Origin of the sequence: Clostridioides mangenotii TR, from assembly GCF_000498755.1 — a bacterium.
GTDB lineage: Bacteria > Bacillota > Clostridia > Peptostreptococcales > Peptostreptococcaceae > Metaclostridioides > Metaclostridioides mangenotii_A.
This window is the reverse complement of sequence record NZ_AXUS01000002.1, coordinates 20,643-37,017: the sequence shown is the minus strand read 5'-3', so window position 1 is coordinate 37,017 and position 16,375 is coordinate 20,643. Positions and strand designations below refer to the sequence as shown.

At 30.4% G+C, this 16,375-nt stretch carries 18 protein-coding genes and 1 riboswitch; of the genes, 9 read left to right on the top strand and 9 right to left on the bottom strand.

The genetic code is table 11. The annotated features are described in order from the left end of the window. Nucleotides 1-75 precede the first annotated feature (75 nt). The 3 genes from T473_RS0101100 to T473_RS0101090 all read right to left on the bottom strand — a co-directional run bounded on the left by T473_RS0101100 (nt 76) and on the right by T473_RS0101090 (nt 2,108). On the bottom strand, nt 76-525 hold the full coding sequence (locus tag T473_RS0101100; RefSeq protein WP_024620242.1) for a GNAT family N-acetyltransferase: 450 nt from the start codon (nt 523-525) through the stop codon (nt 76-78). A gap of 75 nt (nt 526-600) precedes the next feature. Continuing rightward, nucleotides 601-834: a hypothetical protein gene (locus T473_RS0101095; protein WP_024620241.1), complete on the bottom strand. Its 234-nt coding sequence runs from the start codon at nt 832-834 to the stop codon at nt 601-603. Nucleotides 835-872: 38 nt separating this feature from the next. Beyond that, complete coding sequence (locus T473_RS0101090; RefSeq protein ID WP_024620240.1) at nt 873-2,108, bottom strand: DNA polymerase Y family protein; 1,236 nt, start codon at nt 2,106-2,108, stop codon at nt 873-875. 247 nt (nt 2,109-2,355) lie between these two features. Here T473_RS0101090 and T473_RS0101085 point away from each other — a divergent pair, with 247 nt between their 5' ends. After that, nucleotides 2,356-2,820: a methylated-DNA--[protein]-cysteine S-methyltransferase gene (locus T473_RS0101085; protein ID WP_024620239.1), complete on the top strand. Its 465-nt coding sequence runs from the start codon at nt 2,356-2,358 to the stop codon at nt 2,818-2,820. Between the two features lie 158 nt (nt 2,821-2,978). Here T473_RS0101085 and T473_RS0101080 read toward each other — a convergent pair whose 3' ends face one another. Then, entirely contained in the window at nt 2,979-3,821 is an 843-nt protein-coding gene (locus tag T473_RS0101080; RefSeq protein WP_024620238.1) for an MBL fold metallo-hydrolase, read from the bottom strand. A gap of 495 nt (nt 3,822-4,316) precedes the next feature. After that, a riboswitch (M-box (ykoK) riboswitch) is annotated at nt 4,317-4,476 on the top strand. Nucleotides 4,477-4,612: 136 nt separating this feature from the next. On the opposite strand from T473_RS0101080, the gene T473_RS19350 reads away from it, so the two are divergent. Together T473_RS19350 and mgtA are read left to right on the top strand one after the other, a co-directional pair. Further along, nucleotides 4,613-4,735, top strand: a complete 123-nt coding sequence (locus tag T473_RS19350; RefSeq protein WP_278246337.1) for a hypothetical protein — start codon at nt 4,613-4,615, stop codon at nt 4,733-4,735. 80 nt (nt 4,736-4,815) lie between these two features. Beyond that, on the top strand, nt 4,816-7,488 hold the full coding sequence (gene mgtA, locus T473_RS0101065; RefSeq protein ID WP_024620237.1) for a magnesium-translocating P-type ATPase: 2,673 nt from the start codon (nt 4,816-4,818) through the stop codon (nt 7,486-7,488). Between the two features lie 140 nt (nt 7,489-7,628). Here the strand turns inward: mgtA and T473_RS0101060 are convergent, their stop codons facing one another. Together T473_RS0101060 and T473_RS0101055 are read right to left on the bottom strand one after the other, a co-directional pair. Beyond that, complete coding sequence (locus tag T473_RS0101060; RefSeq protein ID WP_024620236.1) at nt 7,629-8,102, bottom strand: GNAT family N-acetyltransferase; 474 nt, start codon at nt 8,100-8,102, stop codon at nt 7,629-7,631. A gap of 121 nt (nt 8,103-8,223) precedes the next feature. After that, complete coding sequence (locus T473_RS0101055; RefSeq protein WP_024620235.1) at nt 8,224-9,207, bottom strand: D-alanyl-D-alanine carboxypeptidase family protein; 984 nt, start codon at nt 9,205-9,207, stop codon at nt 8,224-8,226. 169 nt (nt 9,208-9,376) lie between these two features. Here T473_RS0101055 and T473_RS18400 point away from each other — a divergent pair, with 169 nt between their 5' ends. Further along, nucleotides 9,377-9,526, top strand: coding sequence for a hypothetical protein (locus T473_RS18400; RefSeq protein ID WP_161627522.1), 150 nt, complete (start codon nt 9,377-9,379; stop codon nt 9,524-9,526). Nucleotides 9,527-9,651: 125 nt separating this feature from the next. Here T473_RS18400 and T473_RS0101050 read toward each other — a convergent pair whose 3' ends face one another. Then, nucleotides 9,652-10,764 (bottom strand): sensor histidine kinase, encoded by a 1,113-nt coding sequence (locus tag T473_RS0101050; protein ID WP_024620234.1) that lies wholly within the window; start codon nt 10,762-10,764, stop codon nt 9,652-9,654. Next, the gene (gene vanR, locus T473_RS0101045) at nt 10,754-11,449 is read right to left on the bottom strand and encodes a VanR-ABDEGLN family response regulator transcription factor (RefSeq protein ID WP_024620233.1); all 696 of its coding nucleotides are present in this window, start codon (nt 11,447-11,449) and stop codon (nt 10,754-10,756) included. The genes T473_RS0101050 and vanR overlap by 11 nt, the downstream gene beginning before the upstream one ends. A gap of 313 nt (nt 11,450-11,762) precedes the next feature. Between vanR and T473_RS0101040 the strand changes: the two genes are divergently transcribed. Beyond that, entirely contained in the window at nt 11,763-12,116 is a 354-nt protein-coding gene (locus tag T473_RS0101040) for a hypothetical protein (protein WP_024620232.1), read from the top strand. An 18-nt stretch (nt 12,117-12,134) separates the two neighbouring features. Then, complete coding sequence (locus T473_RS0101035; RefSeq protein WP_024620231.1) at nt 12,135-12,407, top strand: DUF1905 domain-containing protein; 273 nt, start codon at nt 12,135-12,137, stop codon at nt 12,405-12,407. 167 nt (nt 12,408-12,574) lie between these two features. Here the strand turns inward: T473_RS0101035 and T473_RS0101030 are convergent, their stop codons facing one another. After that, the gene (locus tag T473_RS0101030) at nt 12,575-13,480 is read right to left on the bottom strand and encodes a helix-turn-helix transcriptional regulator (RefSeq protein ID WP_024620230.1); all 906 of its coding nucleotides are present in this window, start codon (nt 13,478-13,480) and stop codon (nt 12,575-12,577) included. A gap of 125 nt (nt 13,481-13,605) precedes the next feature. On the opposite strand from T473_RS0101030, the gene T473_RS0101025 reads away from it, so the two are divergent. The 3 genes from T473_RS0101025 to T473_RS0101015 all read left to right on the top strand — a co-directional run bounded on the left by T473_RS0101025 (nt 13,606) and on the right by T473_RS0101015 (nt 16,363). Further along, on the top strand, nt 13,606-14,397 hold the full coding sequence (locus tag T473_RS0101025; RefSeq protein ID WP_024620229.1) for an NAD(P)-dependent oxidoreductase: 792 nt from the start codon (nt 13,606-13,608) through the stop codon (nt 14,395-14,397). Continuing rightward, nucleotides 14,376-14,966 (top strand): dipicolinate synthase subunit B, encoded by a 591-nt coding sequence (locus T473_RS0101020; RefSeq protein ID WP_024620228.1) that lies wholly within the window; start codon nt 14,376-14,378, stop codon nt 14,964-14,966. Before T473_RS0101025 ends, T473_RS0101020 begins: the two co-directional genes overlap by 22 nt. A 185-nt stretch (nt 14,967-15,151) precedes the next feature. After that, a complete protein-coding gene (locus tag T473_RS0101015) occupies nt 15,152-16,363 on the top strand; it encodes a deoxyguanosinetriphosphate triphosphohydrolase family protein (RefSeq protein WP_024620227.1) in 1,212 nt (403 codons plus the stop codon). Nucleotides 16,364-16,375 lie beyond the last annotated feature (12 nt).

Genomic DNA, 16,375 nt, shown 5'->3' with positions numbered 1-16,375 from the left:
CAAAATAACACTACAAATATTCATATACATTAGCATTAAAAATAAGGTGAAGTAGTACTAACTACGAAATAATATTTATTTTGCGCTATTATAGAACATTTCTATGTGAGGTATTTCGTCCTCTAAATACATGTCAGAAGATATTTCAAATCCAAGGCTACTATAGAATTCTTTTAAATACTCTTGCGCAGAAATTCTAATCTCACATTCATTGAGAGTATTTTCTATGAATTCTATAGCCTTTATCAACAGTTCCTTGGCAATACCTTTACCTCGCTGATCTTTAGCGACTAAGACTCTACCGATAGATATTTCATCATAAGATATACCTCTTTTTAATACTCGTAGATAAGATACTATTCTAACATTGTCAGTAGTAAAAATATGGTATGAGTTTTGATCATCGTTGTCACAGTCCTGAAAAGCACAATTTTGCTCTACTACAAAAACTTCGCTTCTTATTCTTAAAATTTCATATATTTGATTAGCAGTTAAATCCTCAAATTTTTTTATTTGGAAGTTCAATGTAATCGCTCCTTTACTTTAAAAATAGATAAATCTTAATTCTACATAAATATTACACAGATACAATTATAACTCTTATGACTCAATAAACCAATGATCTTCATCTAAATACAAGTATCTCTGTTTATTTTTCACAGATATTGTGTACCTTATTCCTACACCTCCAGATTTTAAAGATGCGGCTCTACATACATCTGTGATCTTATCTATTTTGAATACTCGTCCATCATCCCAGAGGATCGCTAATGGATGAATTGAACCTTCATAAGTATACTTTGCTACTATTTCAACAAAAACTTTTTCTTTCATAAAGCACTCCTATATATATTGATATTTGCCAACTTAATTTATTTTGTCCAAGCTATTGGATGGATTTTATGGTAGTCTTTTGGATTAAGACTCGAAAGTTCTGTGTCTACAAGTGAAACTCCTCGTTGTACAGCAAAGTGGCCAAATCTATATCTTATGGTATCCATAGTTTTGTCAAGATCTTCATTCTTTTGAACATCTACAAATTGATCATCAAACGAAAGCTGTGTAATATTTGAACTTGATAAATTACATGCTCTAACGCCAAGTTTTCTTACAGGTATAAAAGGATTATGGTGCCTCTTAAACAACTCAAAAGCCTTATTAAAAATCTCATTTGTGCATGAACATGGTATGTCTAAAGTTGCCTGTCTTTCGTAAGATGTGAGTGTATTATCCCTTACAGTTATTTGAATCGTACTGCACACAAATTCGTGTCTTCGAAGTCTTTCGGTTACACTTTCTACTAGCTTGTAAAAAATTATCTTCACATCTTCATAAGTCTCTAAATTTTTTTTAGTAGTTGTAGAGTTTCCTATACTTTTAATCAGAGACTTAGAGTCTAGTTCAGCAACTGGTGACGAATCATATCCATTTGCAAAGCTCCAAATTTCTTCACCTCTTTTACCCAACACTCTCTTTATAAACTGAGGAGAGGTATTTGCGAGATCTCCTATGGAAAAAATATTGTATTTTTTTAATGTATTCTGTGTTGATTTACCTACACATAAGAGTTCCTTAACATTGAGTTCCCAGATTTCACTTTTAAAATTATCTTTATGTATAACAGTTGTGGCATCTGGTTTTTTAAGGTCGCTACCAAGCTTTGCAAAAATCTTATTAAAACTTACACCGATTGATACTGTCACACCGAGTTCTTTTTTTATTCTATCCCGAATAGTATTTGCAATTGTTTCTCCATCTCCAAATGGGCTGTTAGTAACATCCAACCAACATTCATCAAGTCCAAAAGACTCTATTTGATTGGTATATTCATTGTAAATCTCAATAGCCATTTTAGAAAATCTAAGATATCTGTCAAAGTTAGCAGGTACAATTACAAGCTCAGAGCATTTTCGCTTTGCCTCCCATAGAGATTCGCCAGTTTTAATTTGAAACTTTTTAGCTAAATAGTTTTTTGCTAGAACAACTCCGTAAGTCGCATCTGAATTATTTCCAACAGCTACTGGCTTATTGCGTATAGAGGGGTTGTATAAACACTCGACGCTAGCATAAAAGTTATTTATATCAGAATGTAATATAGTTCTATCCATACAAAATCACCTCACATATTATTTTACCATAATTAACAGAACTTATGTTCTATTATATTCAATAATGTAAAAAATATTCTACAGGTAATAGATGGTAAATTTACTTTTATGTATAGCAAACATATGTACTTACTGATATAATTTTAAATAAAGAAATAAAGAAATAAAGAAATAAAGAAATAAAGAAATAAAGAAATAAAGAAATAAAGAAATAAAGTTTAAGTAAGACTCATTTTAGGAGGATTTTATGAAAAATATATTTGTATACGAAACCGAGATTGGCGAGTTAGCTATTGCGGATAATGGTAAAGCTATTACAGAACTATACTTCAAGAATAAAATAGATGTAGAAGGCAAAAATATCGAGGAAACAGAACTAATAAAAAAAGCTTTTAATGAGTTTAAGGAGTATCTATCTGGTGATAGAAAAAACTTTGACATACCTCTAGAGCCAGAAGGGACAGAATTTCAACTAAAAGTATGGGAGGCTTTAAAAAGTATCCCATATGGAGAGACTTGTAGCTATAAAGATATAGCAAAAAAAGTAGGCAGCCCAAAGGCATACAGAGCTGTAGGTCTGGCGAACAACAAAAATCCTATATCTATATTTATTCCATGCCATCGTGTGATTGGATCAAATGGGAAATTAGTAGGATACGGTGGGGGCCTTGATGTAAAAGAATTCTTATTAAAATTAGAAAAGGAAAATTAAAGATAAATTTATGGGCTGTCTCAAAAGTATGAACTATTATTTGATTAGATATTGTAATTAGGAATATCAGTATTGAAAACTACTTTTGAGCCAGGCCTATCTATTTCTATTTTAAAAAACATATCATTAACCTTATAATATTAAAATAACATAAGAAATTAATTGATTATGATACTTTGTCCAGTAGAAAGATATGATATTTTATCTCCGAGTTGCTCTTTCATTATTTTATAGGCTTTTTTTCCTGTGCAATGACAAGTTAGAATTTTTTCAGTACAGGATTTATCAAGTATGTCTGCAACTTCGTGTATATATTCTTTATCGCAGTTTAGTTGTTTGATTCCATATCCCATCATATGAAACCCGCCTACAACATGGGAGATTTCTTTATTAGGGTACAAAAGCTGTGTAGTGTTTACTATATTAACTATTCCGCTATGACTACAAGCGCTTATTATAATTACTCTATTGCCATCCTCGATAGTCAAAAATAGCTCATGATTAAATTCGTCGGGTACAAGTTTTCCTTTCTTCCTCTCCATAAGAGATTTATCTTTGCAAACAAAGTAAGGATTTTTTATAGAATTAGATCTTAAGTAAAAGTTATCTGAAATTTTACAGTCTTTTGTAAAAAATAGAATCCTATCCTTATGCTTTTCAAATATATTTCTATCTATTCCGATGTATTTATTAATAAAAAGTTTTTTAAAATGGAAAGCACCTTTAGCATCATTTTTTATGATTACATTAACATTTTTATTGTATTCAAGAAGTGATTCAAGACCTCCTATATGATCTATATGATTGTGTGTAATTATAACCCAGCTTAAATCTGTCAAATCTATACCGAGCTCTTTAGCATTTTCTAGAAATTTATCAGAACCGCCAGTGTCCATTAGGCACTTTAAATTATCTTTTTCTATGTATAGGGATAAACCATGTTCTGATTTCAAATTATCAAAATTGCTAACGTTTTCTAGCAAGGATATTATTTTAATCAATATTTTTTACCTCCAAATTATTTTATAATTATGATTAGAATATCATATTGGGATGTAAGTTTACAGTTTTAATTTCAACTGTATAATTAAATTTAGTACAATAATATTTTTAGATTTGAGGGGGTTAATTTTATGTATTTTGACAAAGTTTCAATAGAGGAACACGTTAAAATAAAAGCAGATAAAAATTACACATATATTTTTCCTCACCCTATTCTATAAAAGTACATAGCTCGGAAAACTCTGAGAGTATGGTAATTTAATAACTTCTTATAATAGTATATTTATTGAAACGATAGAAAAGAACAGTAAATCAAGTTCGGTTATTGAGTCTTCTTTGATTACAGTGCATTTGAAAAGGCTACTTTTACTGTTAACCTTAAAAGGTATAAATAAGATAATTTAAGACAAAATATTACAAAATGTAGTGGGAAATAAACTATATGTTGGGTTGACAAATTTTAAAAAGATACATATACTAAATAATAGAGAACTAAATAAACTCGGTAGGTGAGGTTACCGCAGGGATACGGGTTGCTGCCGCAAAATAGTGGAGACACTATGAGATGGTTAGCAGATTATGTCGATAAACAAGGCATAGTCTAATGCAATTACATTGCCCTGCGAAGCTAAAGCTTGAACGGTGATATGACTGTGATTTTTCAGTCTTATATTTAATGCGGACTTTTATCCCTTGTCACTGCTTTTGCTTTGGCGAGGGATTTTTTAGTTGTCTTAATTTATCCCCTTAGGGGTTTATATAGATATTTTAATTTATGGAGGTGAACAAAATGGACCCTGAAAGTAGCAAAGGCATAAAATTTGATGGTCGAAGTAAAGGGATTGATGAAAATGATGTTATTCCACGGTTCATTTTTCCGCCTAATGTTTTTTATATAAAATTAAATAATTAATAGGAATTACTTCTTTCTTATTTTGTGTCGTTATACATCCAGGTGGTTTTGGAAAGATTATAACGAGGAGGTATAAAATAATGACTAGAAGAAATTTAAAAAAAGAAGAGAAATTAATATCAACAGATAGATTATTAGATATAGCAAGAAAAGATGTAGATACAATCTTAAACGAGTTTAACACTTCATTTGATGGATTAGATGAGACTTTAGTAGAAGATATACGCGAAAATTATGGTGAAAATACGATCGATCACGATGAAAAAGAATCTATTTTTAAAAGATTACTAGAGGCATTTATAAATCCATTCACAATAGTACTATTAGTACTTTCAGTTATTTCATTTATTACAGATGTTTTGATCGCTGCGCCAGGTGATAAAGATTATACAGCAGTGATTATTGTGTTAACTATGGTTACGATAAGCGGTGTTTTGAGATTCATACAAGAGATGCGTTCGGGAAATGAAGCCGAAAAGCTAAAGGCAATGGTAAAGATAACTGCCAATATTGAACGTAAAGGTATGGGAGCAAAGGAGATTCCGCTAAGTGAAGTAGTCGTAGGCGATATAGTACATTTATCAGCAGGCGACATGATACCAGCTGATGTTCGTATAATACAAGCAAAAGATTTATTTATAAGTCAATCAGCTTTAACAGGTGAGAGTGAGGCACTAGAAAAATTACCTAATGCAGTAGATGAAACTATTTTAAATCACCTTGAAAGCAATAATTTAGCTTTTATGGGGAGTAATGTAATAAGTGGTTCAGCAAGTGCAGTTGTAGTTTCTGTAGGAAATGGCACTTTATTTGGATCTATGGCTAAGTCTATAGTTGGAGTAAAAACTGAAACAAGCTTTGAAAAAGGTGTAAACTCAGTTTCATGGCTTCTAATTAGATTTATGTCGTGTATGGTTCCAATAGTTTTCTTTGTAAATGGATTTACAAAGGGAGATTGGATGGAGGCATTTTTATTTGCGTTATCAATTGCTGTAGGTCTGACTCCAGAGATGTTACCTATGATCGTGACTACAAACCTTGCAAAAGGTGCAGTAAAAATGTCTAAGAAGAAGACTGTTATCAAAAATTTAAATTCAATTCAAAATTTCGGCGCCATGGATGTACTTTGTACTGATAAAACGGGAACTCTTACTCAAGATAAGGTGGTCCTTGAGTACCATTTAGATATACACGGAAATAGCGATGACAGAATACTGCGTCATGGATTTTTAAATAGTTATTATCAGACTGGTTTAAAAAATCTTATGGATATAGCTATATTAAATCATACAGAAGATATCGGATTCCCTGACTTAACTAGGGACTATGAAAAAGTGGATGAGATTCCATTCGATTTCGATAGAAGACGTATGAGCGTAGTTATTAAAGACAAAAACGACAAAACTCAAATGATTACAAAAGGCGCTGTTGAAGAAATGCTTAGTATTAGTGAGTGGGCAGAGTATAAAGGCGAAGTAGTTGAGTTATCTAAAGAAATAAAAAACGAAATTTTAAATACTGTAGAAGAATTAAATAGCAATGGAATGAGAGTTATAGCTATAGCTCAAAAGACAAATCCGTCTACAGAAGGTCTGTTTTCTGTAAGTGATGAATCAAACATGGTATTAATGGGGTATTTAGCATTCTTAGATCCGCCAAAAGAAACTACTAAAGATGCTATAATTGCACTTAATGATTATGGAGTGGGCGTTAAAGTTCTTACTGGTGATAATGATGCAGTTACTAGATCTATATGTAAGCAAGTAGGCCTTGAAGTAGATAATTTATTATTAGGTTCTGATATTGACAACATGAATGATGGTGAATTATCTAAAGTAGTAGAAAAAACAACTGTATTTGCAAAACTTTCTCCTATGCAAAAAGTACGTATAGTCAATATTCTTAGAAAAAATGGTCATACAGTAGGGTTTATGGGCGATGGTATCAATGATGCTGCTGCGATGAAAGAATCAGACGTAGGGATTTCAGTAGATACAGCAGTTGATATAGCAAAAGAGTCTGCAGATGTTATACTTCTAGAAAAGGATCTAATGGTGCTTGAAGAGGGAGTTAAAGAAGGAAGAAAGACTTTTGCAAATATAATAAAATATATTAAAATGACTGCTAGTTCAAACTTTGGTAATATGTTTTCAGTTTTGGTAGCAAGTGCTTTTTTACCATTTTTACCAATGCTTCCTATTCAACTTTTAGTATTAAATCTAATTTATGATATTTCATGTGTTTCGATGCCATGGGATAATGTAGATGAAGATTATATCAAAGAACCTAGAAAATGGGATGCTTCTTCAATAGGCAGGTTTATGGTTTGGATAGGACCTACAAGTTCAGTGTTTGATATCGTAACTTATATTGTTATGTTCTTTGTAGTGTGCCCAATTGCACTTGGAGGCTTTTATGGTGATGCTGGAGTAGACAAAACAATATTTATGGCATTGTTCCATGCAGGATGGTTTGTTGAATCTCTATGGAGTCAAACGTTAGTAATTCATATGATTAGAACTCCAAAATTACCATTTGTACAAAGCAGGGCATCGTTAGCTGTCACTGTATTCACTTCTATAGGAATAGCGGTTGGAACAATTTTACCGTATACTAGCCTAGGTGCAAGTTTAGGTATGGCAGCACTTCCTATTTACTACTTCTCTTGGCTTGGGTTAATAATAGCTTCTTATATGATTTTAGTAACTATATTAAAGAAAGTTTATATAAGAAGATACGGTGAGTTTTTATAGGTTAAATATAAAGTTAATGAATTAAATGGAATTTTAAGGATTTAATATAAAATAATAAGTATGTAAAATAGAAACTCTAGAGATAAATAAGTTGCTTATTATTCTCTAGAGTTAATTTTTTGTCCAATAATATAAGGAAATCAATTGATAAAATATTCCATTGGAGTAAATATCATTCCATTTGAATTTGTTTCATTATCAAGATCCAAAAAACCTAATTTATGATAAAAGTTTATTGCATATGGTGAAGCATTTACAGTAATCCTATTTACTAAAGCAAAGTCTTTTAGGTATATCGTAAGTTTAGAAAATAAATCAGCAGCAATGGACTGATTATGATAGCTTTTATTCACAAATAGAAGAGCAATATGATTTGTATTTCTAGTTGCCATCACGCCGACAATCTCATCTCCGTCAAAGCACCCCCAAAAATCCATAGTTTTATTCTTGTAAAGTTCTAACATAGAATTGTAATCGATAAACTGTTTAAAGTTATCGACCCCTTCATATGTATAGTCAGGAGCTACAAATTCTAGAAAAACATTCCAAGCTAAATTTAACCCGTATTTTAAATCCTCTTCTTTAAATGTTCTGATTTGATAGTTATTTCTCATTAAAAACTCCTTTCTCAAAACATATTTGTTTTTGATCTAATAATTGATAGGCAATACTTAACATAAATAATATAGTTTTATATAGTTATTGTATATATAAATATCTAAATTTGTTCTAGAATTAGTGAAAATAAGTATCGTATATATTAAAAGCATCGATTATATTAGAAGAAGATTCATTGTTAGTTTTTTCTGCACCTGTAGTTATTAAAATGTACTCTTCACCATTTTTTTCAAGTAGACTTGCTAAGCAAAGACCCGCCTTATCTGTAAAACCAGTTTTACCCCCAATGACTTTTCCCCTACCAAAATTTTCGCTATCTATTTTATCAAAGGTTGTGCTTCTAAATGTTATTCCAGCGGAATTTAAATTTGTAGGGGATGTGGAATATCTATCTGTTGTAAATATAGATTTAAAAGTATCATTTTCAAGCGCGTAATCCAGCAATATAGATAAGTCGTTGGAAGTTGTGTAGTGATTGGAGTTATGTAAACCGATTGTATTTGTATAGTGAGTATTTTTCATTCCAAGTTCTCTAGCTTTTTTGTTCATAAGGTCTACAAATTTATCCTCAGAACCTGATATATACTCTGCAACTCCTAATGATGATTCGGCTCCTGAAGGAAGCATTATTCCATAAAGTGCATCTTTTGCTTTAACCTTTTCATCAGGTAAAAAACCAGCCATAGAGGCATTTGAATTTTTCAGAGATTCAAATACGCTGCTTTTAATTGGGATTTCCACATCTAAATCATTTAAGTTTTCTATAGCTACAATAGTTGTCATTATCTTAGTTAGAGATGCGGGGTAGCATTTAGCATCTTTATTTTTTTGAGCAATAATTTTACCACTACTATTTTCTACTAAAATAGCATTTTTACTGTTTATGTTTCTAATTATAGGGATTTCAGAGTTGTTTTTATCGCTTGATTTATTAAATCTAAGTATGCTAGTTTGCGAAGTATTACTATTGTTCCAGTTTTGATATTTACCTGTATTGTACACGGTGAATAAAGTAATGCAGAGTAAAATTGTAGGAAAAATTATAGTTGGTATAAATATATTCATTGGTTTTAATCTTTTATTATTTCTTTTTTTAAACATAATTGCACTCTCCTCGGTTATGTAATTCTTTATAACTCTATTTAACTACATTAAGGGGAGCAATATTTTAATTCAAACTTAGCAAATTATTAATGTAAACTTATTTAAATCTTAAGATAACCTTAAATTAATTAAAAGCTAAACTTTATTTAGTTTTTTACATGGAGCAATGTTTATTGGAAGTGTTCGTGCAGTAAGATCGCCAGTCATTATTTTAATGACAGGAGCTATAGCATACTTTATAGCATGGATGAACGATAAGTTGACAGGAGGATCAATAGTATCGAGTAGGATTGTTCATGGTTTGCGAATACAATAACTTCTATAATAGCTATGTTTAATATAATTTAATTTGCAATAAAACTTATGATATTGAATTAATCTACGCAACAAAATCGTATCGATAATTAATACCTTTTCGATACGATTTTGTTGTGTGTTGATTTATGATATAGGAAGTTGAATAGTAAAACTAGTAAATTCATCATTGCTGTTGGCAAATATTTTTCCGCCGTGTAGTTCTACTATTTCTTTAGCAATAGCAAGTCCCAACCCTGAGCCACCAGTATTTGTAGAGCGGGCTGAGTCCAATCTATAAAATTTTTCGAAGATTGTGTTTAACTGATGTTCAGGTATCTTTTTTCCTTTGTTTTGGAATGTGATATCAATGTAGTCTCCAAAGTTTTTTTCTGTTATTTTGATTTCGCTGTTGCTGTAACTATAAGAAAGTGCATTTTTTAGTATATTGTTAAATACTCTTGCAAGTTTATCGGCATCGCACTTTAAATATATATCTCCATCGCTTAAAACTGTGCATGAAATCCCTTTAGATTCAAATGTTGGGTAGAACTCATCTGATAATTGCTTTATCATAAATGATAAGTTAACTTCTTCTTTTTCGAGATCTATATTCTGAAGGTTAAATCTAGTGATCTCAAAGAATTCATTTATTAGATCTTCTAATTTAAAGGATTTGTTCAGTGCTATATCGGTGTATTTACGCCTCTGTTCAAGTGGCATATCATAGGCTTCGCTTAGAAGTGTTAGATATCCTATAACAGAAGTTAGGGGTGTTTTTATGTCGTGTGCTAAATAAACAACAAGATCGTTTTTTCTCTGCTCGCTTTCTTGAGCTTGTTCATTTCTCTCTCGAAGTGTCTTTTTAACAGCATTTAGTTTGTTCTCCATAAATTCTAACTCAGGTAATAGCTTGATCGATTCATGAGATTCATCAAGAAGTTTATCTACGCCTTCAATTGTTTGATTGAAGTAGGTTGTTAATTTAGAAAGTGCAAAATAAAATCCTATAAGTAGAATAATTATAAATGTGGAAACAAGAAGAAAACTTTTGTTGTCTCTAATAACATCGGTATAAAAGTAATACGAATTTATAGAGTCCATTCCAAAGATATTTTCTAAGACTGACATAATGAAGTTTGCAAAAACTCCATTCATCATTGATAGTATAATAAAAAGTCCTATAATACTGATTACGATTGTTACAAATAAAATATGTGAAAATATCTTATTCTTTAATTTTGATATATCACTTTTCAATTTTATAACCAACCCCCCAAACTGTCTTAATAAATTTATGTTCACTCACGGTGTCGTTCATTTTTTCACGTAAATGCCTAATGTGAACCATAACTGTATTATTGTTATTGCTGAAATATTTCTCTCCCCATACTTTTTCAAATAAATCTTCAGAGCTAACTACATTGCCTATATTTTCAGAGAGTATCCACAAGATTGAAAATTCAGTAGGGGTAAGGGATAATTCTTTTTCGTTTAGACTGCATTTATATGTATTTTTATTCATAACGAGTCCAGCAAAATCTATAACATCTTTTTGTACCTGTGATCCTTCGTTGTATCTAGTAAATCTCCTAAGTTGAGCTTTAACACGTGCAACTACTTCTAATGGATTAAACGGCTTGGTTATATAATCGTCTGCACCAAGTGTAAGACCCGTTATTTTATCTATATCCTCTACCTTTGCAGTAAGCATTATCACAGGAAAGTTATGTGTTTGCCTGATTTTTTGGCAGAGTTCAAACCCATCTATTTCTGGCATCATGACATCGATTACTGCCAAATCTAAGTTGACAGTGTGGATGCAGTTTAGGGCTTCTTTTGCACTATAAAATTTATATATATTGTAGTTTTCATTTTTTAAGTACAATTCAATTAAATCGGCTATTTCTTTTTCATCGTCTACTACTAAAATATTAACGCTCATGAGTCCTCCTAATATTAATTTCTTTTAACTCAGAAATTTTATAAGTTAATCATATCAAAACTTTTGATTTAGAGTTTTAATTAAAGTTTATAAAAATCTTAATTATTTCTTAATACACCAATACATTATACTATATATCTACATTCAATCAAATTGATGTAATTATATAGATTGTGTTGATTAAGAGAAATTTCTATAGTATAATTAGAAAAATTCCTAAAAATATACAATTTTTTGCAAATAACGTAAATTGGTGTATATTAATTTAGGATAGACTTAAAATAAGAGTATTACTCTAAAAGGAGTGTAAAAATTGAATAAAGCAAAAAATAATATAACAATATATGCAATAATATTTGCAGTGTTGTTTTATGTGTTGCCGCTGATAACAAAATTTAACTATTCAAAAGAGCTACTTTTTACGTTTTTAGTGCTTGTGAATCCAATTGTATGTATTATAATAAGCATGGTTTTTGGATATAGAAATGGTTTTAGCTTGATATATCTACTAGTTTTAGCAATACTATTTTTTCCGACAATATTTATATACTACAATAGTTCAGCTGCGTACTATGGGGTACTTTACTTTATATTTAACTTTTTAGGTATTATGTCGGGGAGTTTTATTAAAAGGACGAAAGATAGAATAAAGGAAAATAAACTATAATTAAATCGTGGAGTCAAAATGGATAAAATATATAAATTTGAAGCAGTTATAAAAAAGGTTCCAGATATAAATGGTGCCTATATAGAAATACCTTTCGATGTAAAAAAAGAATTTGGAAAGGGAAGAGTCCCTGTTCACGCGACTTTTGACGGAGAACCTTATGATGGTAGTTTAGTCAGAATGAAAACGCCATGCCATATAATCGGCATCAGAAAAGATATAAGGGAGAAGATAGGTAAGCAACCCGGAGATACAATTAAAGTTACATTAAAAGAAAGAATTAAAAAATAGAATTAATAAGTAGAATAAAAAAAGACTTAAAAATGGGATTAAAAAATAAAATATTTAAGAGGCGCTCAAACTGTGATCATTATAACTGTAGAGCGTCTTTTAAATTTGTTTGAAAAAGTATGATTTTGAATCAGAGCTATTGATAATAAATCATATTATCTATTACATTAATTATATATATTCGACATTTTAGATATCTTATCTGAAATAATACCTCTCAACCCTTGTGGCTCAATGACCTCTACATAAAAACCAAAGGACAGTATATATCCATAAAGCCATTCATCTTCTGGGTATGATAGTGATACTATAAGATTTCCATCAGCATCTTTTTCTATGTTATTTATATTAAACTCATCGTAGACCCTGTAAGATATGTGATTTGAGAATTTTAGTACTATATTTGAGGCTTTATAGCCCACAGATTTTTCTTTGATTAGATCTAAGTCATCTGGTAAATCCCTATCAAAGAATATTTCTGTATAATTTAAATTTGATATCCTAGAAATTTTAAATATTCTAAACTGATTTTTTAGTAGGCAAAATCCACACACATACCAGTACTTGTTCTTAAATATAAGCTTTAAAGGTTCTATTTGACGAATAGTTTGATCTCCGTTTGCGTTGGAGTAGCTAAACTCTACAGTGTTTTTGTTTAACACTGAGTTCTTTAATATTTGAAATTTATCTTTTTCATCATTTCCGCCTCCCCAATAAGAAAAATCTATCTCAATCCAGCTTTGTTTATTTTTACTAAACAAGGCCCAAAGTTTTTTATCAAGTGTTTTTATATCTGGATAGTTAGTAGCTTTAAGGCTCTGTAGTCCTATCAAGATTTCTTTTTGCTCATCATCTGAGAGTAGAGATTTATTGAGTACATAGTCGTCTAAAATGCTAATTCCTCCACCTCTACCTTGGCTAGTATATATAGGAATACCAGCAGTACCGAGAGTATTTATATCTCTATATATAGTTCTAACAGACACTTCAAAACGATCAGCTAGTTCTTTTGCAGTGATGGTCTTTCTGTCTAATAGTATGTACACAATTTGAAACAATCGGCTTATTTGCATCTTATCACCTCGAAAATATAATAAACACATTATAGCATACATATTATTTTATTAATTCACAATTTTGTTTAATCACACAAAGGTCTAAGAAGCATAAAATAAAATTATACTTAAGAAAGTGGGAGGTGTTCAATCTGAGAGGGCTGATTATTAAAGATGATGATAGATATGATTATGTGAGTTCATTTTTAAAAGAACACGAAGTAATAATTGATGCTGGTGCTGAGAATATTCAAGATCTAGATTTCATATTATTTCCATTTAAAGAAGATATTAATAGTGAAAAGTACAACAACAGATTCTTTGAATCACTGAGCAAAAATACACTGTTATTTTCAGGAGTTAGAAATAAATTTTTGGATAAAATGAGCGAGATTTACAATTTAGATTATTTGCCTTTGATGGAAGATAAGAGTGTATCCCTTATGAATGCGATTCCTACATCAGAAGGAGTAATCTCACATATTATTCAAAATACCAAGATGCCAGTATTTGACAGCAAAATACTGGTTATTGGCTATGGGGGATGTGGTCAAGACTTGTGTAAAAGATTAAGCGGATTGAATGCCAATGTATATGCTTTAGTTAGGAATGAGATTAAAGAAGCTAGGGCTATAGGAAATGGAGTAAAACCAGTATATATTGAAGATATCTACAATCATTCCTTTGATGTAATTGTAAATACTGTACCAAATAAGGTGTTAGAAAGAGATCATATAGAAAAGTTCAAAGAATCTCTAATAATAGATATATCTTCTAAGCCTCATGGATTTGATGTGGAGTTTGTAGAGAGTATAAATGAAAACTTTGTAATACTATCAAGTATTCCAAGTAAATGTGCAGTTAAGTTTGCGGGAGATATACTTGCTAAAAATATTTATAGGAAGGTGAAGTCATGCTTACAGGAAAAAAAATAGGGTTTGGTATAACAGGATCATTTTGTACAATAAAAGAAATTTTAGAACCTATGAGAACACTAGTAGAACTAAATGCGAAAGTATATCCAATAGTTACAGATATTGTTTACAATAGCAGTTCTAGATTTCACGATAGAGATGAATTTTTGGGAGAGTTGAAAAGTATAACAGGAAATGATGTTATATATTCTATAGATGAGGCTGAGATTTTTGGACCTATAATGCCTCTTGATATGATGGTAGTAGCTCCGATGACGGGTAACTCTATGGCAAAGCTTGCTTATGGAATAACGGACACAGCAGTTTTAATGGCGGCAAAAGCAACACTTAGAAATAAGAATTCTCTCGTTATAGCGCCATGTACTAACGATGCTCTTGGGATGAATGGGATAAATATAATGAAGCTTATAAATACAGAGCATATTTATTTTGTTCCGTTTGGTCAAGATAACCCAGTTTCGAAGCCTAGTAGTATGACTGCAAACTTAGATAAGCTTGTAGAGACTATAGAACTAGCATTTGACAAGACTCAGATACAGCCACTTATTATAGAAAACTTTAAAAAGTAGCTTAAAATAACACAATAAAATAAAATGATTTATTATTAATATAAAAGAGAGTGGATTTAAATTAGATTCGCTCTCTTTCATATGTTATAATAATATAATACAAAAAAATTTGCATAGAAAATAAGTAATTTTTATATTAATTAAATGAGAATAAGTTTATAATAAACACTGGGAGTTGTGATAATATGGAAAATTATTTTCAATTGGATCCATCTCAACAAGAATTACTTAAACAACAAATTGAAAAGAAAAATGAAAATTTAAATAAATTTGCAACAAAGGATAGTGAAGCATTTAGAATTGACAAGATGAGAAGCAAGTCTGATTTAATCAGATCGAGTTTTGTAATTGACACTGATAAGATACTTCATAATTTATTTTATAATAGATACTCTGATAAAACACAAGTATTTTCATTTTATTTAAATGACGACATAACTCGAAGAAGTCTACATGTCCAGCTTGTGTCTAGAATTGCGAGAACAATTGGTCAAGCGCTCAATTTAAATATAGATTTGATAGAAGCTATATCACTTGGTCACGATATAGGCCACACGCCTTTTGGACATAAAGGAGAAGAGTTTTTAAATGAAAAATTCTTTAAAAATACTGGCAGATACTTTACGCATAATGTGCATAGTGTTAGAGTATTACAGCATATAACAAATAGCAATTTGACACTTCAGACACTTGATGGAATCTTATGTCACAATGGAGATAAAGATTTTTCACATTTCGAACCATCAATGGTATATAATTTTGAAGAATTAGATAGAAGAATAGAGATGTGTTATTTAGATAAAAATGCTGTAAACAAAATGAGACCTGCTACACTTGAAGGTTGTGTGGTTAGGATCAGCGATATGGTAGCTTATGTAGGTAGAGATAGACAGGATGCCATAAGAGCAAAGCTTAGAACAGATGAGGACTTTGATCACAGCGGAATACTCGGCAAAGATAATAGAGAGATTATAAAAAAGATGGTATCTAATATAGTGAAAAATAGCTTTGGAAAAAATTATTTAAAGATTGATGATAAAGTATACAGTGATTTTTTAGCTTTAAGAAATGAGAATAATAAAGTAATATATAGAAACCCTAAAATTGATGACGTTTATAATGAAACTATAAGGCATATGTTGTTTGACTTGTATGATAGATTTATAGAAGATATAGTAAGTAAGGATTACAATTCTTATTTATACAGACATCATGTAAACCATCCTAAGTTAAAAGGTTTTTATAAAGACAGTTTAACAGGTGACTTAAAAATAAAACCTGATGAAGTAGTTGTAGATTATATTGCGAGTATGACTGATGATTATTTCATAAATCTATACGAAACTTTATTTCCAAAGAGCGAGCTTAAAATACAGTATAGATCTTATTTTAGATAAACAAGTTAGTAA